The sequence below is a fragment of the Candidatus Nitrosacidococcus tergens genome (assembly GCF_902810445.1).
GTDB classification, from domain to species: Bacteria; Pseudomonadota; Gammaproteobacteria; order Nitrosococcales; family Nitrosococcaceae; genus Nitrosacidococcus; species Nitrosacidococcus tergens.
The window spans coordinates 702,795-726,266 of record NZ_LR778175.1; the positions used below are offsets into that span (position 1 = coordinate 702,795).

Annotated in this window: 18 protein-coding genes; 12 read left to right on the plus strand and 6 right to left on the minus strand. The window is 36.5% G+C overall.

Annotated elements, in window-relative coordinates; translation table 11 throughout:
• The first annotated feature begins 205 nt into the window (after nt 1–205).
• The gene (locus NSCAC_RS03425) at nt 206–1,390 is read left to right on the plus strand and encodes a ChaN family lipoprotein (protein ID WP_197745023.1); all 1,185 of its coding nucleotides are present in this window, start codon (nt 206–208) and stop codon (nt 1,388–1,390) included.
• Nucleotides 1,391–1,414: 24 nt separating this feature from the next.
• Nucleotides 1,415–1,846: a YcgN family cysteine cluster protein gene (locus tag NSCAC_RS03430; RefSeq protein ID WP_197745024.1), complete on the plus strand. Its 432-nt coding sequence runs from the start codon at nt 1,415–1,417 to the stop codon at nt 1,844–1,846.
• Between the two features lie 28 nt (nt 1,847–1,874).
• Here the strand turns inward: NSCAC_RS03430 and NSCAC_RS03435 are convergent, their stop codons facing one another.
• Entirely contained in the window at nt 1,875–2,300 is a 426-nt protein-coding gene (locus NSCAC_RS03435; protein WP_197745025.1) for a hypothetical protein, read from the minus strand.
• A gap of 269 nt (nt 2,301–2,569) precedes the next feature.
• On the opposite strand from NSCAC_RS03435, the gene gpmA reads away from it, so the two are divergent.
• The 4 genes from gpmA to NSCAC_RS03455 are packed head-to-tail and all read left to right on the plus strand — an operon-like array spanning nt 2,570 to nt 8,959.
• Nucleotides 2,570–3,289 carry a 2,3-diphosphoglycerate-dependent phosphoglycerate mutase gene (gene gpmA, locus NSCAC_RS03440; protein WP_197745026.1) on the plus strand — a complete coding sequence of 240 codons (720 nt, stop codon included), beginning with the start codon at nt 2,570–2,572 and terminating at the stop codon, nt 3,287–3,289.
• 29 nt (nt 3,290–3,318) lie between these two features.
• Nucleotides 3,319–4,437, plus strand: coding sequence for a S1C family serine protease (locus NSCAC_RS03445; RefSeq protein WP_197745027.1), 1,119 nt, complete (start codon nt 3,319–3,321; stop codon nt 4,435–4,437).
• A 60-nt stretch (nt 4,438–4,497) separates the two neighbouring features.
• Complete coding sequence (locus NSCAC_RS03450; RefSeq protein WP_197745028.1) at nt 4,498–7,983, plus strand: FAD-dependent oxidoreductase; 3,486 nt, start codon at nt 4,498–4,500, stop codon at nt 7,981–7,983.
• Nucleotides 7,984–8,032: 49 nt separating this feature from the next.
• Complete coding sequence (locus NSCAC_RS03455) at nt 8,033–8,959, plus strand: hypothetical protein (protein ID WP_197745029.1); 927 nt, start codon at nt 8,033–8,035, stop codon at nt 8,957–8,959.
• 44 nt (nt 8,960–9,003) lie between these two features.
• Here NSCAC_RS03455 and NSCAC_RS03460 read toward each other — a convergent pair whose 3' ends face one another.
• On the minus strand, nt 9,004–9,666 hold the full coding sequence (locus tag NSCAC_RS03460; protein ID WP_197745030.1) for an FAD-binding oxidoreductase: 663 nt from the start codon (nt 9,664–9,666) through the stop codon (nt 9,004–9,006).
• A gap of 218 nt (nt 9,667–9,884) precedes the next feature.
• On the opposite strand from NSCAC_RS03460, the gene NSCAC_RS03465 reads away from it, so the two are divergent.
• From NSCAC_RS03465 to exbD, 4 genes are read left to right on the plus strand one after another with little or no spacing between them, the layout of a single operon-like run.
• Entirely contained in the window at nt 9,885–10,943 is a 1,059-nt protein-coding gene (locus NSCAC_RS03465; RefSeq protein WP_197745031.1) for a tellurite resistance/C4-dicarboxylate transporter family protein, read from the plus strand.
• A 24-nt stretch (nt 10,944–10,967) separates the two neighbouring features.
• Entirely contained in the window at nt 10,968–12,371 is a 1,404-nt protein-coding gene (locus NSCAC_RS03470) for a TolC family protein (protein ID WP_197745032.1), read from the plus strand.
• A gap of 35 nt (nt 12,372–12,406) precedes the next feature.
• Nucleotides 12,407–13,285, plus strand: a complete 879-nt coding sequence (gene exbB / locus NSCAC_RS03475; RefSeq protein WP_197745033.1) for a tonB-system energizer ExbB — start codon at nt 12,407–12,409, stop codon at nt 13,283–13,285.
• A gap of 8 nt (nt 13,286–13,293) precedes the next feature.
• Nucleotides 13,294–13,716, plus strand: coding sequence for a TonB system transport protein ExbD (gene exbD / locus NSCAC_RS03480; RefSeq protein ID WP_197745034.1), 423 nt, complete (start codon nt 13,294–13,296; stop codon nt 13,714–13,716).
• 7 nt (nt 13,717–13,723) lie between these two features.
• Here exbD and NSCAC_RS03485 read toward each other — a convergent pair whose 3' ends face one another.
• The 3 genes from NSCAC_RS03485 to NSCAC_RS03495 are packed head-to-tail and all read right to left on the minus strand — an operon-like array spanning nt 13,724 to nt 19,233.
• Nucleotides 13,724–16,816: an efflux RND transporter permease subunit gene (locus tag NSCAC_RS03485; RefSeq protein WP_197745035.1), complete on the minus strand. Its 3,093-nt coding sequence runs from the start codon at nt 16,814–16,816 to the stop codon at nt 13,724–13,726.
• A gap of 5 nt (nt 16,817–16,821) precedes the next feature.
• Nucleotides 16,822–17,934 carry an efflux RND transporter periplasmic adaptor subunit gene (locus NSCAC_RS03490; RefSeq protein ID WP_197745036.1) on the minus strand — a complete coding sequence of 371 codons (1,113 nt, stop codon included), beginning with the start codon at nt 17,932–17,934 and terminating at the stop codon, nt 16,822–16,824.
• A 15-nt stretch (nt 17,935–17,949) separates the two neighbouring features.
• On the minus strand, nt 17,950–19,233 hold the full coding sequence (locus NSCAC_RS03495) for a TolC family protein (RefSeq protein ID WP_197745037.1): 1,284 nt from the start codon (nt 19,231–19,233) through the stop codon (nt 17,950–17,952).
• A gap of 90 nt (nt 19,234–19,323) precedes the next feature.
• On the opposite strand from NSCAC_RS03495, the gene NSCAC_RS03500 reads away from it, so the two are divergent.
• Entirely contained in the window at nt 19,324–20,010 is a 687-nt protein-coding gene (locus tag NSCAC_RS03500) for a response regulator transcription factor (protein WP_197745038.1), read from the plus strand.
• Nucleotides 19,988–21,364, plus strand: a complete 1,377-nt coding sequence (locus tag NSCAC_RS03505; RefSeq protein ID WP_197745039.1) for a sensor histidine kinase — start codon at nt 19,988–19,990, stop codon at nt 21,362–21,364. The genes NSCAC_RS03500 and NSCAC_RS03505 overlap by 23 nt, the downstream gene beginning before the upstream one ends.
• 4 nt (nt 21,365–21,368) lie before the next feature.
• On the opposite strand, the gene NSCAC_RS03510 is transcribed toward NSCAC_RS03505, so the two are convergent.
• Nucleotides 21,369–23,417, minus strand: coding sequence for an acyltransferase family protein (locus NSCAC_RS03510; protein ID WP_197745040.1), 2,049 nt, complete (start codon nt 23,415–23,417; stop codon nt 21,369–21,371).
• Nucleotides 23,418–23,472: the final 55 nt, after the last annotated feature.

Consider the following 23,472-nt stretch of genomic DNA (forward strand, 5'->3'; position numbering starts at 1 on the left):
TTGAATGATAATATTTAACTGCTTTTAACACTAAGATTATATGAATAATTATCATCTATAATTTATGACAAAATGTGATTATTTATAATTTTATATTGTTAATCTAGGCTTTTATTAGTTTTGAATTAAGTTATAAAGAGGAAAACCCTGTATACTCAAAGAGTGAAATAGCTAATAAATAATATAATAGCTTCAGTTGGTATCTATGAATAATAAAACCCTTGCTTTCGTTCTTTACTTGATCTTTTTTCTTAGCAGCATCTCAGTATACGGAGAGGAACAGATACATACTCATAGAGAATATAAACAACATTTTAATTCTAAAGAAAATCCTCAATCACTCTATGCCACACAGGCTATTGATCTTAAAGCACTACTACCAATTAACAAACTGATACCAAAACTAGTTGGTGACCAAGTAGTATTTATTGGAGAGCAGCACCCTCGTTTTGATCATCACTTAAATCAACTCTCAATTATTCGTGGACTTTATCTTAAACATACTAATCTAGCTATTGGTATGGAGTACTTCCAGCAGCCTTTCCAAAAATATTTGGATCAATATATTGCTGGAAAATTAACTACTCATGATCTAATTAAGAAAACTGAATACTATGATCGTTGGCGTTATGATTTTAGATTATATGAACCTATCTTAAAGTATGCTCGTGCCCATCATATTCCCATTGTTGCATTAAATGCACCGACAGAAATTGTGCAAAAAGTAGGTAGAGATGGATTAGGCAAGCTTACAACACAAGAAAAGACACAAATTCCTACAGATATTGATTTTTCAGACGAGGAATATGCTCATCGGTTAAAAAGAATATTTAAAGATCACCCTCAGTTTTTTGGAAGCTTCGAGACTTTTTATGAAGCCCAACTTGTTTGGGATGAAACAATGGCTGATGGAGCAGCAATTTTTTTAAAAGACCATCCAGATACTTATATGGTAGTGTTGGCTGGTAACGGGCATTTTGCTTATGGATCTGGGATTCCAAATCGACTTTATCGTCGTTTACCGAATATAAAAACATCTATTGTATTAAATGATTGGGAAAGAACAATAGAACCCACTGTTGCAAACTATACTTTGATTTCTCAAGAGAAAGAATTACCTAATGCAGGATTTCTTGGGCTAATGTTAGAGGAGATTGTAGATCATGGGCTTAAAGTTGAGGATTTTTCTAAAGAAAGCCCAGCTAAAGCAGCAGGAATTAAAATAAAGGATAAAATTCTTGCTTTAAATGATCAATCTATTTCAAAAATGTCTAACATTAAAGAGGTGATGTGGGATAAAAAACCTGGCAATGAAATAATAGTCAAGGTAAGTCGTAGTGGGCTTATTGGAGAAGAGCAAGAATTAGTTTTTAAAGTTATTCTCAAATGATTTTTATATCTATTGGGGATAGTGATGGTAATGCCTAGTTTTTGGAAACATAAAACCTTAAATGAAATGACTAATGAGGAGTGGGAGGCCCTATGTGATAGATGTGGTCAATGCTGTCTCCATAAATTAGAGGATGAGGATACTGGAGAGATTTTTTATACTAATGTTGCTTGTCGCTTATTAAATATCCATAGTGGTCGCTGCTCAGATTACTGCCATCGTGCACAAGTAGTTAAAGATTGTATTAGTTTGCGAGAAAATTTTAATGAAGCTTTAAGATGGCTCCCTAAAACCTGTGCTTATCGCCTTGTTAGCGAGGGAAAAGAATTATTCGATTGGCATCCACTCATTTCTGGTACTGAAGAAACAGTACACCTAGCAGGTATATCAATTAAAAGCCAAATTATTGTTTCAGAAAATGAGGTAGATGATTTAGAGGATTATATTATTGAATAGCTAACTTTTTAGTGTACTGATCTTAATATCAATCTGCTACTAAATTAGATGAGTAATCTCTGGATGGTGCATTTTTCTCTGAGTAATCTTCTTCTTCTGATTTGTGAGTGCGACAACCCAAACAACGGGCAAATGTGGCTCGTGCAGGTCCTTTAACTAAAGTGTTAGCGGCACCTTTGACATGTCCGCTAATTGCGGTAAATGGTAAACTTGCTACAAACGCAGCAGATCCCAAAGCAGTAGCTACACCTAATACAGGTCGAGCAATAAGTAAATCCCCAAGTTTCCGGAAATAATTTCGACTTTCAGTATCTACTGGATCATCTATATCAATAGCTGCTTCTCCATCATACTCATCTCTTCCTATGCCAGATGCCAGAGCAACATTAAAAAAACTACTAATAAATATTAAGCACAGAAAATAAACAAGCTTCTTACGTAAAAAATTATTCATATAAAATTAAAGATGGTTTAAAAGTTTATAGAATGCTTCAAAATTCAATATAATTAAGATAGGGCTATTTAGCAATAATAGCTGCTTATCTTTATAATATTTTAAAATAAATATTCCTGATAGATTATTAAGTTTATAATTATTTTTAGTAAAAAAATAAAATTTTCTATCTGTTTACTGCTTATTAATAGGTTTTTTTACATTTCTACCTTAAAGTATAGATAGGTTGTCTAGGGGGAAATTTTTATAAAAAAGGGCTAATAATTATTATGCATAGAGTAACTTTGCTTCGTCATGGAGAGAGCATATGGAATTTAGAAAACCGTTTTACTGGCTGGACTGATGTTGAGCTCTCAGAAAATGGCATCAAAGAAGCAAGCCACGCTGGTACAATGTTAAAAGATGCTGGTTACGAATTTGATAAAGCCTATACTTCGTTACTAAAGCGAGCTATTCATACTCTTCGATTAGTAGAGGATCAAATGGATATAATTTGGTTACCTACTGAAAAGCGTTGGGAGCTTAATGAGCGCCATTATGGAAGTCTGCAGGGCCTAAACAAAGCAGAAATTGCAAAACAATATGGTGCAGATTTAGTACATCAATGGCGTCGTGGTTACGATATTGAGCCTCCTGCGTTGGATATAAACGATCCTCGTCATCCTCGGTTTGATCGGCGTTATGCCCATGTAGATCCAAGTGAGCTTCCCTTAGTTGAATCTCTAAAGACTACTCTGGATCGAGTGATGCAGTGTTGGCAAGAAAGTATTTTGCCAGATATTGCCTCAGGAAAAGAACTAATTATTGTCGCTCATGGTAATTCGCTGCGTGCACTATGCAAACATCTTGCAGGATTATCTAACGAAGAAGTGATGGAATTAGAAATTCCGACGGGTATACCGCTAGTTTATGAACTTGATGATTCATTTAAATTAATCGATCACTACTATCTTTCTGAAAAGGGTCACACCCCTGCTCACAGGGTGTGACTTTATCTACATCATTTACTAAAAAGAAAATGGCATCTTATCAAAGCAAAAGTACTTATTCTGTTTTTTTATCTCTACTTTTGCTTGTTTTATTTATTGTAACGATTAATCAGTGCGAGTCCACAGAAGTACCATCATCAAACCCTCAGCCTAGATCAATAGTAGAGCGAGGAGATTTCTCTTCAGAGGAGCAAGCAACGATTCACCTTTTCCAAAGCACTTCTCCTTCAGTAGTATTTATTACCACCCTTGCAGTACGTAGAGATTGGTTTAGTTTAAATACACAAGAGATCCCAAAAGGAACAGGATCGGGGTTTATTTGGGATAGAGATGGTCATATTGTCACTAATTTTCATGTCATCCAAGGATCAAATGCTGCAAAGATCACTTTATATGATCATACTACTTGGGATGCTACTTTAGTGGGTGTAGCACCTCAAGAAGATCTCGCTGTACTCAAAATTAACATTCCTCAAGATAAGATTCAACCAATTCCTATTGGACGATCAAATGACTTACAAGTAGGGCAAAAAACCTTCGCTATTGGTAATCCCTTCGGTTTAGATCAAACGTTAACCACAGGAGTAGTCAGTGCCTTAGGGAGAGAAATTGAATCGGTAGCTAAAGTGCCTATTCGTAATGTAATCCAAACTGATGCTGCGATTAACCCTGGAAATTCTGGAGGTCCACTCTTAGATAGTAGTGGTCGTCTTATTGGGGTAAATACAGCAATTTACAGTCCATCAGGCGCTTATGCAGGGATTGGGTTTGCTATACCAGTAGATACTGTCAATTGGGTAGTTCCTGAATTAATTGCGAAGGGTAAAATTGAACAACCCAGTTTAGGGGTTGAGATTTTGCCTTCCCGAGTCATTGAAAATGTTGATATTGAGGGGGCGGTAATATTACGAGTCATTCCTGGTAGTAGTGCAGAACGTGCTAGATTAAAAGGTATGACTCGAGATTCTTTTGGAAGACTCCATTTGGGTGATGTAATTGTTACTATTGAAAACCAAACAATACGTAACTCAACAGATGTAATTCTTGCTTTAAAACGGCGTAAGCCAGGGGAAAAGGTAACACTGGAAGTGTTCCGCAATAATAAAAAGCGAGAAGTGGAAATGAAACTTGATCCACCCTTATCGTAATCACTAGTTTTTTATTTTCATATTTAAATTAATTTACCCTTTGATTTTTTAGGAGAAATAATGTCACTAGGGGATGGATTTGCTTTAAATCATCATCAGTTTACTAGATTATTTGAGCTTGATGGCTTAGTTGAGTTAGATCAAGAATTTTTACAATCAGTAAAAAATAAAGATCCTAGCCTCTACCAGAAAACGATTGATTATCGTAACAGCAAAATCTCCTTATCACCTATTGAAGAAAGCCATTTACTTTTAGAGTTATCCCCCTATTTAAACAGTTTTATAGGTCAGCTGTTTAATATAGAAGAAGCACTAAATGAAAGTGCTAAAAATACCTTAAGTAACGATGTTATCCTAGATTTTAAAAAAGAGTGGGTACTAAAGCGTGGGCGGCGATATCGACAACCTATTACCCAATCTTTTTCAGCTTTAGATTCTTGGCTTACTGAACGGCTTACTAAAACAGGGTTTGCGCTCTCTGATCGAGAGCTAGGGGTAGCTCAATTTGCCCAGAATTTGCTAGCTAATGAAGAAGAAAATGAAGAAATTATTCTTTCGTTTACCCAATGGTGTGTACTTGCCCTCTCTGATCCAGAAGGACAAAAAACAATTTCTGGCTGGACTAGTTTTCATCTACCACATAAGATAGATCATGCTCGATTAGTAGTACTTAACTATGAAAAGCAGGGTAATTTAGAGCAACTACAAGCTGATCCTAAAACCTTTCGACAACGAGATGGATTTACCTTAACTGATCAGGGAATGTCTGCTCGAGAAGCTCAGGGAGAAGTACATTATTGTGTCTATTGCCATGAACATGGAGGGGATTACTGCTCTAAAGGGTTTCCTAAGAAGAAAGATCAACCAGAGCTAGGATTTAAAACTGATTCTTTAGGAGTCACTCTTACTGGTTGCCCTGTAGAAGAAAAAATTTCTGAAATGCACACCCTAAAGCGGGATGGTTATACTATCGCTGCGCTTGCTATAGCGATGGTGGATAATCCTATGGTGCCTGCCACAGGTCATCGTATTTGTAATGACTGTATGAAAGCTTGCATTTATCAGAAGCAAGATCCAGTCAATATTCCTCAAATTGAAACTCGAGTACTGACCGATGTATTAAATTTGCCTTGGGGAGTAGAAATTTATGATCTGCTTACTCGTTGGAATCCCTTACGTCGCTACCAATTTTTGCCTAAACCCTATCAAGGTTATAAAGTACTGGTGGCAGGTATGGGACCTGCTGGTTTTACCATGGCACATCACCTAACCATGGAAGGGTGTGCAGTAACTGGCATTGATGGGCTAAAAATTGAACCTTTGCCAGAGAAATTTCTGAAAGAACCCATACGCAATTGGTCAGATCTTCAAGAGTCCTTGGATAAACGTATTTTACTTGGTTTTGGTGGAGTTTCAGAATACGGCATTACCGTGCGTTGGAATAAAAATTTTCTTAAACTTATTTATTTAAGTTTATTAAGACGGTCTTTATTTCAAGTCTTTGGTGGGGTTCGTTTTGGTGGTACCATCAAACTAGAAAACGCATGGGAGCTAGGCTATGACCATGTGTGTATTGCCACAGGTGCGGGGTTACCTAGGACTATTTCTATGGGTAATAGTCTTGCTCGAGGTATGCGCCAAGCTAGTGATTTTTTAATGGCACTACAGCTCACTGGTGCAGGTAAGGAAAGTAGCCTTGCTAACTTGCAAGTGAGACTTCCTGCGATTGTTATTGGTGGTGGGTTAACTGCTATTGATACAGCTACCGAGATTCAAGTCTATTACATACGTCAAGTAGAAAAAACCTTGGATCGGTATGAAAAAATGGTAGCAGTGCAAGGAGAAGAAAAAGTACGATCTGGGCTAAACCAAGAGGATTTAGAAATTTTAGAAGAGTTTCTAACTCATGGCCGTATGGTTAAAAAAGAACGAGAAAGAGCAGCCAAAAAAAGGGAAAGCTCAGATTTTATTTCGTTAATTCAAAGTTGGGGCGGAGTCACTATTGCTTATCGTAAAGGATTAAATGCTTCTCCTGCCTATCAACGAAACCACGAAGAAGTCATTAAAGCCATGGAAGAGGGGCTTTATTATGCAGAGGGTTTAGAGCCCCTACGAGTTGAATTAGATCAATATCATCACGTAAAAGCCCTAGTGTGCCGACAAGTGAAACAAGAGCAAGGGCGTTGGTTAGGTGCACCAGGGGAAATTACTTTACCTGCTCGTGCTGTCTTTATCGCTGCAGGTACGCTACCCAATACCATTTATGAACATGAACATTCTGGAAATTTAAAACTAGAAGCGAATCACTTTCTCCCCTACGTGGAACATTCTGAAGGGTTACAACCAGTGCAAGTAGCTGATCACTGTAAATCACCAGAGTTTGGTCCTTTCACTTCCTATGACTATCAGCAACATAAAGTTACTTTTGTAGGAGATACCCATCCTGTATTTCATGGCAGTGTGGTAAAAGCCATTGCCTCAAGTAAACGAAGTTATCCCCACATAATAAACACTCTTAAGTTATTGCATAAATCTAATCAGAGAGATAACTATCTTTCTTTTCAAGAAAAAATGGTAGATTTACTTACACCACAAATTACAGAAATAAATAAAAATAATCCTTCTGTGGTAGAAGTTTGGATAAGGGCACCTCTTGCAGCTCGAAACTTTCAGCCAGGGCAATTTTTCCGTCTACAAACCTATGAAACGAACAGCTCAGAAGTAGATGGTACAAAAATGCAAATTCCATTGCTTACGGTAAGTGGTACTGGAATTCGAGAGGATCAGATTCGATTGATGGTTTTACAATGGGGTACAGGACCTCGTCTTGTGGGTAAATTAAAGCCGGGGGATCCTATTGTACTGATGGGGCCCACTGGTGCACCTACAGAAATTCCAACAGATGAAACAGTATTAGTGATTACTGGTCGTTGGGGTGCCGCAGTAATGCTCGATGTAGGCCCTGCACTTAAAGCAGCAGGTAATCGAGTTATTTATATTGCTTCCTTTGGTTCAGCTTCAGATCTAGATCGGCAAGATGAACTTGAGGAATCTGCTGATCAAGTGATTTGGTGTACCAATAAAGAACCTAAAATTATCCCTAGACGACCTCAAGATATAAGTGTTATAGAATCGGATATTGTTGCTTTACTAAAGCATTACTATGAATCTGAGAATAGTCCTATTCCTCCAGGAGAAGTCAATCGATTACTTATTATGGGATCTACTAGTTTGTTATTAGGGTTACAGACTGCTTTAAAAGATGAGTTAAAAAATGCTTTTCACCCCAATGTAAAGGCTATTGGAATGGTAGGCAGTCCGATGCAATGTATGCTTAAAGGCGTATGTGGTCAGTGTTTACAGTGGCAAATTGACCCTGAAACAGGCAAACGTACCCGGGCAGTATTTTCCTGTGCTGAGCAGGATCAGCCTCTAGCATGGATCGATCTTAATAATTTAGTCGCACGCCAAATTCAAAACCGACTACCTGATCAGATAACATCCAAATGGTTCGATTGTATTTGCTCTAAAGAAAGTAATGCTTAAAAAACACTATAATAAGAAATTATTGAAACTATCTAAGAACAATTGTGTAATGATCATAAAAAAATTTTTAATCACAACACTATTATTAACAATATCTATATATGGATTGGCAGCACAAGTTACTTTAACTGTTCCAGAACAATCTGCAGCAGGTGCATACTTTAATGTATCTTGGGATTCAATTTCTGTATCCCAAGAAGGTTTTGGTGGTTATATAACAATAGTACCTGCCGGTGCAGAAGCATATGCTCATGGTATCTTAAGTGAATCCTTTTTACAGCAGCGAGGCAAAAAAAAGGGGCAAGCTAAACTAAGAGCACCTGCTAATCCTGGACTTTATGAGGTACGCTATACCCTACTTGGGCAGATATTAGCCTCTACATCTATTATTATCACTCAGCCTAAAGTAATACTCTATGCTCCAAGCACAGTAACAATTGGCGAAAAAGTACCTATTAATTGGTCTCCTACCATAGATGATCAAGACTATATCGCTATTGCTCCTGCAGGTAGCGATAAAGAGAGTATTCAGGAAGACAAAGAAGTATATAGCCAACTTTTTAGACATGGAAAGGGTATCCAGCATATTACCTTAAGTGCACCTATGAAAGCAGGACAATACGAAATTCGATATATAATGCATGAAAGGCAACATACTTTAGTTCAGATACCTTTAGAGGTAGTGGAAGGAGAAAACAATCCTAAAGATCAAGATATAAACTCAAAGATACCTACTCAAGCTAAGGCTGGAGAAACCCTTACTATACCTAGTTTAAATAGTATTAAAAGTAAAGGGCAAAGAGTTTCTCTTGCTAAATTAAATCAGCCTGATTTTAATTGGGTTGCGATTTCTTCTATTAGCAACAATGGGCACTTTACTTTAATCTTGCCTAAGGAAGTAGGAAGATACGAACTTCGCTATCTTGATATTCAGACTCATAGCATTTACGCTCGTACTCCTATTACCATAAATTAACTTTTATGCGAGTAGCTTACAACGGCTACTCATAGATAAAAACGCTAAGTATCAAACAATAAAGCATCTGGGCTAGCTCCTAGCTCAGTAAGTGCTTGGTTCACTGCTTTCATAAAGGGTGGAGGACCACAGGTGTAAAAACGTTGGCTAAAATCTGAGATTTTCTCTTTTAAAAATTCTTTAGTAACTAGCCTGTGATCATAATCAGCACTACTACTATCTGTGCAAGTGAGTATACAGCGATCCTCAAAATGAAAGCGAAGTTCTTTCTCACAGATAATATCTGCTGGAGACTTATTCGTAAAAATTAAAGTATGATTGATCAGAGATTCATGCTCTGTAAGCTGGCGAATCATAGCTAAAAAGGGAGTGATTCCACTTCCTCCAGCGATAAAAACACCAGAACCTTGATAGGTCAGGGTACCGAAAGAATCTGAAACTAACAATTTAGCACCTGCTTTTAAAGTATGTAGTTTCTCTGTCACCCCATGATTTGGATATCTTTTAATAACAAACTCTAATACTTTATCTTCTTTTAAAGAAGTAGGGGTAAACGGTCTTCCTTCATTCTTCCATTCAGGCTCATCAATTGCTAGCTCAACCCCTTGTCCAGGTTCATAGCTTAAGTTTAGTGGTCGCTCAACGATGAAACGCTTTACATCATGGGTTACAAACTCAGACATGAGTAGTTTTACTGGATAAGTCATAATTCATCCCATTAAGAAACATAAATAACTCTTTTAAAGATTAATAGTTTTCCATTTTCCCTTAAAAGTAAAGAGTTATTCATTTCAGTTAGCGATCTACATTACTTTTTGAATATTGAATCAATGTTAAATTAATACATAAAAACAATATATCTGTTTAATTCCATTATTAATTAGGTTATTTATTTATCTTCAATAGCAAAGGATATATGAAGTAAGTGATTAATAAAAAAATATTTTTAGAAAAATTAGCAGAAGATATTTACCATTTACCCCCCGGTTATTTTGCACTTGTTATGGCAACTGGTATTGTTTCTATTGCTGCTCATAATTTAGGGTCTGATAAAATTGCTTATCCCTTATTTGGCATTAATGTCATTGCCTATATTTCGCTATGGTTGCTTAATTTAAGACGATTTATATTGTACCCAAAAGCAATGCTTGCCGACTTTCTCTCTTATCATACAGGACCTACTTTTTTTACTCTTCCAGCAGCAAGCTGTGTATTAGGTAGCCAATCTATTTTACTAACTAGTCAAACTATAATTGGAGAGATTTTATTAGCAGTAGGGATAATTAGTTGGCTAGGTATTATGTATGGATTTTTTTATGGTATGACAATAACACCAAAAAAACCCTCTCTTGAAGAAGGATTGGTGGGCGCATGGTCGTTACCTATTGTCTCCACCTTTAGTATTGCGATTACCACCACATTACTTGCTGTTCATTTATCTGAAATTAAAGAAGATTTTTTATTTATTTCTCTTATCTTTTTTCTAATTGGCTCTGTGCTTTATATATTTATTATTTCACTTATGTTTTATCGGTTTTTTTTCTTTCGCTTTAGCCCAGCGATTCTTACTCCTCCCTACTGGATTAATATGGGGGTAGAGGCGATTGCTACATTAGCTGGAGCTATTTTAATTCTCAATAAGCAATATTGGGGTTTTTTAGAAGAAATTCTGCCCTTTCTTAAAGGAGTTACGCTTGCATTCTGGGCAATGAGTAATTGGTGGTTCCCTTTACTTTTACTTCTTGGAATTTGGCGGCACATGGTGCACCAAATTCCAATCTTACGCTACAATATGCAGTACTGGAGTATGGTATTTCCTCTAGGAATGTATACTAACTGCACGTTTCAGTTAGGAAAAATTATCCCTCTCGATTTAATCAAATTTATTCCCTTTATTTCAATTATATTTGCTCTAACTGCTTGGATACTAGTATTTATTGGGCTTTGCCACTATCTTAAACGGCACTATATCAACTTTACTTAATATATGTAAGTAATTTTACAAGTTATGATGGTGAGTCAGAATCGTTTTAACCTAAGATCAGCTTGGGTGTTTATCCTTTTTATTACTTATAATTTGTGTTTTGCTCAGAGTCATTTATCTTCAGTAAGTGATCTTGAGAATAGCTCTTCACTGAACATTCCAAATCTATCTAGTGTTATATCCAATTCTTTTTTTTCAGCCCAAGAGGGGTTTTTAGTAAACTTAAAGGGATTAACCTTGAATGAGGTTATTGAGCGATCACTAACACATGATCCGTTGATTCGGGCAGGTCTTGAGAGTATTAACCAGGCAGAAGCAGAGGTTATTACTGCAGGCTTATTACCTAATCCTACTTTTTTAACTAATCAAGAACTAATGCCTCTAACTCATCCCTATACCCCTGAACAAGAAGGAGGACCACCACAGCTAAATGTGGCTATAGAATTTCCTATTGATTGGTTTGTTTTTGGTAAGCGAGCTGCCGCTATTATAGCAGCAAAGAAAGGAGTAGATGTAGCCACTGCTAATTTTTATGAGCTTATTCGCGAACGGATTTATGGTGCTATTTCTGCTTTTTATGATGCTTTAGAAGCACAGGCCATGTTAGCTCTCGCTCAAGAAAGTTTAGGTAATTTTACTGCAGTGGAGCAATATATTCTTGCCCAAAATAAAACTATTCCTTCGAATAATATTAGACTTGAACGAGTTCGTCTATCTCTATTTAGTAGTCGACAGGATGTGCGAGATAAAAAAATCAAACTTATAGAAACAATCAGTCGATTACGAGTATTTTTGGGAATTAAAAAGCCTTTAGATCTAAATTTAGCTGGACAACTAGAGGTATCTACTCCATTATCTCCTCCATCTTTAGAAGGAGCAATAGCGATTGCTAAGGAAAATCGCCCTGATTTTCTTGCTAGTCAATATGAAATAACTCAAGCTGAAGCAGGGATACAGCTTGAAAAAAAACAAGCCTATCCTGAAATTATTCCTTATATAGGATATAACCGACAGTTCCAAAGAAAGGTACTGAATATGCCTGATGCTAATTCTTGGCAGGCTGGGTTTCAATTAGATATACCTTTATTTGATCGTAACCAAGGTAATATTGCTAAAATGGAATCAATCCATACTCAAGCAAAGTTAAATTTAGAGGCGAAAATACTTGAGTTACAAGCAGAGGTTGAACAAGCTCTAGAAGCTTATCAAGCAGCTTATGAAACTATTACTATTGAAGATCCTGCTAAATTGAAAATGGCACAGAACATACGTAATCGAGTACATATTGATACCCACACTTTTATGGAGGTCATCGATGCCCAAGAGGTTTATTTGGAAACTTATCAAATTCATATTAATAATCTCTCTAACTACTGGCATACCCTTTATGCCTTTAATGCTGCAGTAGGTAAACAGGTGCTAAAATAAATATGGAGTTAATACCTTTACAAAGGTAATCTAGAATGATAACTATCTTTCTTGATTTTTCTTTTTTATTTCTTAAAAAACATAAATGTTTTTTCAATGTAAGTGCTCTAGGTGTTGCTTTTCTTTTCCTAGTATCAAGTGCTTGGGGTCAATCCTTATCTACTGAGGCGGTGTCACCAACTCCTTCAGTGGTAGGTATGGCTACCTTACCTCATAACCTTTCTCCTTGGGGGATGTTTTTAGATGCAGATATAATTGTAAAAATAATTATTCTTGGGCTTATCTTTGCTTCTATTGCCACTTGGGGAATTTGGATTGCAAAAAGTTTAGAATTAAATGTGGCACAACGTGAGCTACACAGTATCCTGATAAAGCTGGAGGGGACTCATGCTCTGACTAAAGTAATACAGTTATTACATCACGCAAAAGGGGTACCCGGCTTATTTGCAGAGGCAATTGAGCATGAGATTTATCTATCTGGAGATCATTCACCTTTGGAAGGAATTAAAGAGCGTATCTCCCTACGGTTGGATCGGCTTGAAGTGATGGTAAGTCGGCACATGGCAAAAAATATTGGAATTTTAGCAACGATTGGAGCAACGGCTCCTTTTGTAGGCTTATTTGGTACGGTATGGGGGATTATGAATAGTTTTATTGGGATTTCTCAAAGCAATACCACAAATCTTGCGGTAGTTTCCCCTGGAATTGCAGAAGCATTATTAGTGACTGCAATTGGTCTAATTACTGCAATTCCTGCAGTAATTATTTATAATTTCTTTACCAGATCTATTGCCCATTATCGAAGTTTGCTTACCGATATTTCAAGTGAGATTTTACAGCTGGTAAGTCGCAGTATTGATCATCAACAATCCCTAGAAATTTCAAAACAGCAACACTACCATAGACCTCTTTAGTAACACCTATGATACGTAAAAAATACTCTAGTGAAGATGATCTTCCAGAAATTCATGAAATAAATGTCACACCATTTATTGATGTAATATTGGTATTGTTAATTATTTTTATGGTAGTTGCTCCTTTAACTACAGTAGATATTCCCGTAGATTTACCGGAGGTTAACAGCACTACAGATTCTCAACCCCAAGTAGATAACCCTATTTATCTGGCAATCAGAGCGAATTTAAGTCTATCAATTAATGATCATCAGATTAGTTTACAAGCTCTTGAACCTGCTTTGAACTATTTAACTAAAGGAGATAAAAGCCAACGTATTTTTTTACAAGTAGATAAAACAGTCATTTATGATAACCTAATGGAAGTAATGGATTATTTACGTACTATCGGCTATCTACAAGTAGCATTAGTAGGATTAGAGAGATACTAATAGTAATTTAAGATACCGGTACAATTATACTCTTTTGATTTGATGGCTTTTCTGAAAACATCAGATATAGGGTAGGTAACACAATTAGGGTTAATAAAGTCGCAGAAATTAATCCTCCAATAATTACAATCGCTAGAGGGCGTTGCACTTCAGATCCAATATCAGTAGATAAGGCCATAGGCAATAGTCCTAACATCGCTAGGCTGGCTGTCATTAATTCAGTACGCAGTCGCTGTAAAGATCCTTCAACTACTGCTTGATAAAGTGTTTTTCCCTTGCTTCGTAACTGCTCAAAACAAGTTACTAAAACCACGCCATTAAGTACCGCTTGCCCAAATAAGGCAATAAAGCCAATGGCAGCTGAAACTGAAAGAGGGAGTCCCGTAAGATAAAGTGCAAAAATTCCACCAATAAGAGCAAAAGGAATATTAGTAATAATCAGTAAAGCATTTTTAAATGAATTAAATGCATTAAATAGTAAGATAAAAATAAGTAAAATAGAAAGAGGAATAACAAACATCAGCCGATTCATTGCTCGTTTCTGACTCTCAAATTCACCAGACCATGTAATGGAACAATTTTTAGGTAGAGTAATAGTTTTAGTGACTTGTTGCTGCATTTCTGAGACAACACTACCCATGTCTCTATCTTGAATAAACACCCCAATTGCAATAACAGGTCGTCCATTTTCCCGGCTAATATCTATTGCTCCACTAGCAATATGAAAATCAACTACCTCAGAAACAGGGATAGGACCTCCATGGGGAGTATCAATAAGAATATCTTGTAATCGAGCAGGAGATCGATCCTCGTCTTTAAGGCGTACGACTACACTAAAATGGCGTTCACCTTCCCAAAACTCAGTCGCAACTCTACCACCTAAAGCAACTTCTACTAAATCCTGTAAATCAGAAACATTTAACCCATAATGGGCAGCATCTTCCCGATTTATTTCAATAAGATATTGAGGTAAATCTCCTTTTTGATCAATAAATGCTTGAGAGACACCAGATATGTGATTAATGGCATGGAGTACTTGATCTGCTAAATCTTTAAGAATAAATAAATCATCCCCAAACACCTTAATTACAATTTGCCCTTTTATTTGAGAAATACTTTCTAGTACATTATCCCGGATAGGTTGAGAAAATGAAGGAGCTATCCCAGGTAGAGTTGCAAGTAATTGATCCATCTCCTTAATTAAATCTTTTTTGCTATAGCCTGGTCGCCACTCGGGTTGAGGTTTTAAATTAACTAAATACTCTGTACTGTTTATCAGCTTTGGATCAGTACCATCATCTGGACGACCTACCTTAGAAATCACGGTATCAACCTCTGTAATATTTTGTAATACAGAACGAATTTTCCTTGCAGCTGCTCGTGCTTCAGAAACAGAAATACCCGAGGGCAAGGGAATATTAATCCAAATCGTCCCTTCATCTAGCTCCGGAAGAAATTCAGTACCTAATTTTTGGACAATGCCTAGGCTTGTTAATAAAGAAATAAGTGCAATAAATATAATGGTCTTACTATGATTGAGTGCTTTTAATAATAAGGGTTGGTAAATATTTTTACATTGACTAATTAATTTATTTTCATGATGAGGTAAGTCCTTGCGTAGAAGGATGTAGCATAATAGAGGCACTAAAGTAAAAGAAAGAATTAAAGCACCGATTAAAGCAGAAGTGACTGAATAAGCCATAGGCGAGAAAATACGACCTTCATGACGCTGTAAGGTAAAGATAGGAATATAGGCAGCAATAATAATTAGCATGGAGAACAAGGTAGGACGACTTACTTCAGTTACCGCTTCTAATACTTTATTTTTCCGGTCATGATGATTAAGAATCTCTTTATTTTCTCCAAGCTTATGAAAAACGTTCTCAACTACAATGACGGCACCATCTACAATAATACCAAAATCCATACCCCCAAGGGATAATAGATTAGCAGGGATACCTACCCAAGTAAGCCCGATGAAAGTAGCCAACAAGGAAAGGGGAATGATTATAGCTACAATCGCTGCAGCACGTAAATTTCCAAGGAATAAGAATAAAACTCCAGTAACGAGTAAAGCACCCTCCCTAAGGTTACCAAACACAGTATGTAGCGTTTTTTGAATTAGCCAAGCTCTATCATAGTAAGGCACTATGGACACACCTCTTGGTAATACTTGTCGATTGAGAAAATCTACCTTTTCTTTAATTGCTTTTAGCACAATAGAAGGATTTTCTCCTTTTCGCATCATAATAATCCCAGAAACCAGATCATCGTTTTTTCCTTCTCCCATAATTCCCTGCCTTGATGGTCCTTCAATTACTACTTCAGCAATATCTTTTACTAAAATGGGTACACCCTTTTGCTCAGTAATAGCGATATTATTAATATCAGTGCTAGATTTAAGTAGCCCAATACCTCGCAATAAAAATTGCTGGCTTCCAAGTTCAACAGGTCCACCCCCTCCATTAGCGTTTGCATGCTTAATTGCACTAAATAATTCTTTTAAACTGACTTGATAGTCCTGCATCTTTTTTAGATCAGGGTGAACTTGATATTGTTTAATTGGACCACCAATACTTGTAATATCGGCTACTCCTGGAATTTGTTTTAGCTGGCGTGAAACAACCCAATCTTGTAAGGTACGTAGATCCATAGGACTCATATAATCTGATGCTATTTTATAACGGTAGATCTCACCAATCGCAGTAGCAAGAGGAGCCATCTCTGGGCTAATACCGGGGGGCATATCGGTATTCTGTAATCGTTCTAATACTTGTTGGCGAGCAAAGTAGGGATCTACCTTATCGTCAAAAGTAATCATGAGATAAGATAGACCAAACATAGTATGAGAGAACATCCGAATAGCACCAGGTAACCCAGATAATCCTATTTCTAGGGGAATAGTGACTTGTTTTTCAATTTCCTCAGCAGCCTGTCCTGGATATTGGGTGATGACTGAAACTTGCGTGTCTGAAACATCTGGAAATGCTTCAATAGGTAAGTTATGAAAAGCAATTAATCCACTACTAATAAATAGTACTAACCCCAACCAAATAAAAAGAGGTTGCTGGAGGGTAAAGGTAACAATACTCCGAATCATAGTAGCTAGCCTTCAGATTGAAAAAGATGATTTAGATAAATCGCTTCCTCAGAAACTACTCTATCTCCTACTTGTAACCCAGAGAGGATAGGAGTCATTCCTTGATTTTCTGTACCAATTTCTACTTGACGGCGAATGTACTGTCCTTTCCCTATACTAATAAACACGTAAAATTTATCTTTATCTAGAACAACCGCCTTAGTTATAACCGTAGGATTAGATTGTGTATGAATGGGTATTTGAGCAGTCACGTACATTTGTGCTTTTAATTTTCGATCTGGGTTAGGAATTTTAGCGAGTACTTTGACAGTGCGAGTGGTAGAATCTACAAAATCGGAAATATAGATAACTTCCCCTAAGAAACGAGACTTAGGGTAGGATTTACTTGTAACTATGAGCTGCTTGCTTGGTGCTAAATAAGGCAAATTCTCTTCAGTAGCATCCAGCTGTGCCCATAGGGAAGTGGGGTTAGTCACTATAAACAAAGGTTGATCCCCTTGGTTAGGATTGAGTTGCTGACCAGGATTAATTGATCTTTGTACTATGGTTCCCGCTAAAGGGCTTTTAAGATAAAACCACTTAGTAGAGTGAAGGGGATTCCCATAAGGGTTGAGCAGGGATTCTATGTACTTTAAGTTAGTTTTTGCATCGGTATAACTTGCTTGAGCTTCTTCCAGCTCTTTGCGAGCGACAATACCATGTTCATAGAGCTCTTGCTGTCTTGCAAGTCTCTTTTTCGTAAACATCATATTGCTTGCTGCTTTACGGTATTCTGCTTGTAGCGTATCAAAATCTGGGGACTGGATTGCAGCAAGCGGTTGACCAGCTTCAACCTGTTGCCCTATATTTACAATAACTTCGATAACTCGACCATCTAAAGGACTGAATATTTTTACGGTTTCATCTTCATTCCATAATAATCGCCCAGATATTTTTAAGGTATGTTGTGCATATTTCTGCACTGTAACTACGGATAATTCAGGGGAATCTTGTAGAAAAGTAATTTGATTTCCTTGTATCTTTAAGATAGGCGCACTTTGCTGCTGATTAGTGTTATCACTGCAGCTTGCTAGAGTGATAATTATGGACAATAATAGGTAAGTAGGGTTTTTACTCATAATATTTAGCAGTACTCACAAAGCACTTTCTTCTCCTAATGCACTTAATAAATCCGCATAAGCAAAGCCACGATTAGCAAGCGTTGTATAGTATTCCAGCATCTTTATCTTATAATTCCGTTTTGCCTCTATTAAATCTATAATATCTACACTACCGTGGTTATAAGCGAACTCAGCTGATTCTTGTACCTCATCAATGCGATTGAGTACATCTTGCTGATACCTATTCATCACCATAGTTGATGAATTCCAAGCAGCTACTGCACTGATAATTTCTGTTTTTAATTTTTGTTTAATTTGTTGAATTTCTAGCTCTAAGCTATTTAACTCCACTGAGGCTTTATCAATTTCCCCTTTATGTTGATAAAAAATAGGCAATGGAACACTTACACCAACGATTCCACTTTCTAATACAATGTTTCCAAAATCTCTGGTATAACCAGCATTCAAAGTGATATCTGGAATTTTCAAACGATGGGCTAAAGTAAGATTTTTGCTGGCTTGTTCGACTCGTAATTGAGCTGACTTTATATCTGGTCTTTGGGAAAAGGCATGCTGAGTTAATAACTCTATATCATCTAATGGGTAGCTAAATTCTTTAATTTTTAGCCACTGATCTGCTACTTTAATATTATCTGCACCTTCTGGCCATGCTAGAATCTTTGCAAGCTCAGCACGCTCCTGAGTCAAATGGGCTAAAGCACTATCTAAATCTGATTGAGCGTTTAGGGCTTCTACCTCAATACGAGTAAGATCTCGCTTTGCGATATCTCCTACTTTAAATCTTAGTTTATTTGCCTGTAAGATTTCTTGATAATCTTCAGCCGTTGCTTGAGCAATAGCCACTGATTTTTGTGCAAGTAGCAATGAATAGAATTGATGGCGTACCACATTACTCAGTACTCGAATAGTATCTTGAAGATCGCTGATAGCTGCTTCTGTCCCTAATTGACTTCTTTCCATCCGTAGCTTTCGTTTTCCTCCTAATTCAATCAATTGCTCTATGCTCACATAAGTAGAAGGAGAAGCATTACCTGGGTAACGAAATGCAATTTCATTGGACTCCAAGGTAAGTACTGGGTTAGGGATAGCTGCAGCAATGATTTCTTCTGCCTTTGCTCGGCTAATAGCATATTTTCCAGCAATAATATCTAAGTTCCGCTGATAGAATAGGGCAATAGCTTGTTGTTCAGTCAATGTTATTCCTTGAGCTGGAAAAATTGATATGACCCATAATATTTGACAAGCAAAGCGTATAAAAAAGAAAAGTGTAAGTTGGTTTTTAGAAAAAACTAACATTTAACTAAATTACTCCAAGCTCCAAGTACAAAAACAATTTTTTACTATGCTAATCAGTGAACCTTTCAAAAACCTTTCAGTTTTTTATAAATGAAAATTCTACTGGCTGAGGACGATGTCACACTCGCTGATGGGTTAACTCAAGCTTTAAGCCAAGTTGGATATGAGGTGATTAATGCAATGACCGGTACTTATGCAGATACGGCTTTGTATACCCAAGAATTTGATTTAGTTATTCTTGACTTAAATCTACCTGGACTAAGTGGTAATGAGGTTATTAAAAATTTAAGAGGAAGGAAAAATGCAGTACCTGTTTTAGTGCTTACTGCTCGAAATGGATTAGATGATCGGATTAATAGTCTTGAATATGGGGCTGACGATTATATGAGTAAACCCTTTGAGCTAAAAGAATTAGAAGTACGAATTCGTGCGCTTATTCGACGTAGCTACGGTGGTTTTCATCACATCACTATAGGCAATCTTACTTTAGATATTCAAACTCGCCAGATATATGTTAATGGTAAAGTCGAGAGTTTTTCCTCTCGAGAATATGCTGTCCTTGAAATTCTGTTTCTTCACCTAGGTAAAGTGGTTAGTAAAGACAAAATCGCTCAAAGGCTCTCTATACATGGAGAGATACTAGGAGATAATGCCATTGAAGTTTATATTCATCGATTACGGAAAAGATTGGCGCTTTGGGGAATTAATATTCGTACTTTACGAGGGCTAGGCTATTTACTAGAAAAAGATTCAAATGACACAAATCCGAAGTCTTAAATTACGACTACTCTTGCACTTAATTCTTCCACTAACTTCTCTCGTTATTATTAATAGCTTTATTTCCTATTACGTTACACTATACTATGTCAATAGTACTTATGATGACTGGTTACTGGATTCGGCTGCTTCTCTTGCTCAAGAAATTAAATCTCAAGAAGGAAAAGTAGCGTTCAATATACCCCCTGCGGCTCTTAGAATTTTTCAATGGGATAATATAGATCAAACCTTTTTTGAAATAGAATCTCAACAACTTGGATTTATTGCTGGAGATCAATTTACCTCTATTATTTCCAATAAAGATTTTAGTTTAGCTACTCCTATTTATTTTGACGGTGAGATCCATCATAAAAAAATAAGGGGTGTGACCATCCTTACTTCTCCTAAAGATACTTCAGATAAAGTTTTAGTGATGGTAGCTGAAACATTAAATAAGCGAAAAAATACAGTTAAGCATATTATCTTTGCCGTAATTATCCCTGAAGTACTGCTTATTTTCATTATTAGCTTTTACATGCAATTTGAAATTAAGCGAGGTCTCATACCATTATATACCCTAGCACAAGAACTCTCTCAACGCTCTCCACAAGATTTAACATCTATCTCTGACGTTCATGTCCCCTCTGAAATACGTATAGTTATTCATACTATGAATAATTTATTAGCAAAATTAATGAAAACTATAGCTCTGCAAAAAGCATTTATTGAAAATGCTGCACATCAATTACGTACTCCTCTTTCTGGGCTTAAGGTCCAAGCTGAAAGAGCTTTACGGCTTAATAATCTAGAAGAAATGAAACCAGCACTTATACAAATTAAAAGCAGTGCAGATCAGATGAATCACTTAAACAGTCAATTATTGATACTTGCTCAATCTGAGACAGCTAAGGAAAGTAGCAACAAATTTTTACCTGTAGATTTAAACCATTTTATTAGAGAAACTTGTATCGAATGGGTACCCTATGCGCTGAAACATAACATAGAATTAAGTTTTGATAGCCCATCTAGTCCTATCCTGATTCAAGGGAGAGAGACATTACTTCGTGAACTATTAAATAATCTTATAGACAATGCAATTCGTTATAGTAACTCACAAGGCAGAGTGTGGGTTACATTAAAAAACACATCTCAACCCTCGCTTATCATAGAAGATGAAGGTTATGGAATTCCAAGAGCAGAGCTTGATAAAGTGTTTGATCGATTTTACCGTATCTCAAGAGCCCAAAAAGAAGGCTGTGGTTTAGGGCTTGCTATTGTTAAAGAAATTGCTGATTTACATCACATAAAAATTAGAATTGAACAAGGAAAAAATAGCAAGGGAACAGAGGTTACCCTAATTTTTAATTCGCTTTAGAGGGCTAGTTAATCTTCAAAATATTATTTAGTTTTTCTTTGAGTAGCGGATAAACCAGCATGCTACCAGCAGTAGTTAAATGATGACTATCATAATATAAAAATTCTCCATCCTTGTCCCAGGGACAGGTTTTAGAATTACAAAGCACTTTATCTATATTTAGAATATAGGTGTTTGGATAATGGGTAGCTATTTTTTCTAAAATCCCATTTATAGTAGCCTGGTTTTTAATATGATTTTGAATGCTCACGGCACTTTGATTTAATCTCTGCTCTAAGTGTTGTTGATTATTTCTGCTATAAAAGCGCAAGAGATGGATTGGCACAGTTGGTTCCATTTGCTGAGGATTATCTTCTAAAAGTAATACTGGAATATCTAAAGAATTATAATAAGATAAGGTTTTCTCTAGGCCGTAGGTGAAAGCAGGTATTCCTTGTAAACTACTATTATCAATGCTGATTATATTATCAATGCTGATTAATTGGTATCTTTTGTTGGGTTGTGTAGTTAATTTTCCTATATAACGTGTCCAATTAGCAACTAACACTACCATTGATATTTTTTTGCTTTTGGCTATTGTCGCCTCTTTCTCTATTATACTCATGCAACTTAGGTTATGAGACACAGTTATTACTTTCAATCTTAATAAAGGTAAACAACTACTCTCACTAGCATGTATAATTTGTACATGATTTTCTTTGCCGTAGCGATTAAAAGCAGGGATCATACTTTGAGCATGGCTATCCCCATAGGTTATAATCCAAATACCCGACTGAGTATCTCCTAGCTCACAAAACCACTGCTCTGGATGGGTAGGTTTCTTATAAAAATCATGACATTTTTTTGCTATTGGGCTTAGTGCAAGTGTTTGAATATATTGTTCTGCTTTATCATCAAAGATTTTAAAAGGTCGATAGGGTATTCCTTCCTGTTGGAAAATCACTAATCCATCTAGCCCAATAATAATGACAGCACTAAGTAGCACAAGGGCAGATTTTCCTTTCGCTGTACTGCGAATAGGTTTTTCTAAGTATTTATATGTCAACCATGCTAAAAGAAAAGAGAGTAAAGGAGCGGCAACCTTTAATTCATGGCGATAAAAATCATTACCTCTAATATCCCCTATAATCACAAGGGAAAAAGACCATAACGCCCAATGCCATAAATATAAGGGATAGCTAATGAGTCCTATCCAAATAGCAATAGGTGAAGAGAACACATAGCGATTGATAAAACTATTGGATCCTGCATTAAGTAATAGTACCGTACCTAAGACAGGCAATACTGCCCACACTCCAGGAAAGCGATATTCTGGATGAATCGTAAAAAATCCAACAATAATTAACCCTAACCCTAACCAAGATTGTAGAGAGGAATACTTAGAAAAAAAAGACTGTCGGTAGTGATGAATTGAGGCAAGATAAGCACCTGCCATCAATTCCCAAGCTCGAGTTATAGGAAAATAGAAATCGATGACTTTATCCTGATGAGCATACCAAAGGTTAATAAGAAAAGAGAGACTAATAATAAAAATGATAGATCGAGTAATTGACCAACCATAGTGAAGAATCACCCAAAGCATTAAAGGCCAGAAGATATAAAATTGCTCTTCAACAGCCAAGCTCCATAAATGAAGCAAAGGTTTTTGTATGGAGGAGAGATCAAAGTAGCCCGATTCGCTCCAGAGTATGAAGTTTTGAATAAAACCTGCACTGGCAGCAATATGTTGGCTTAGTGTTTTATACTCGTTTCCAAAAAGAAAGATCCAGCCTATGATAAGAGAGAAAAGAAGGATAATAATTAGGGCGGGGAAGATTCTTCTGACACGTCGTTGATAGAACTGAACGATGCTAAAGCGGTGGGCTTCAAAGTCTTTGATGAGAATACCAGTAATGAGATAGCCACTGATAACAAAGAAAATATCTACGCCAATGAAACCTCCAGTTAAAAGATCTTTGGCGTATTCATAGTGGTAGGCAATCACTGCTAATACCGCTAAGGCTCTTAGCCCATCAATATCCGGACGGTATGCATACTTATGGATGGTATTCATCTCTTTTTTATTATGGGTAAGAGACTTTTTTAGCTGTAGTTTTTTGCTATTTCTT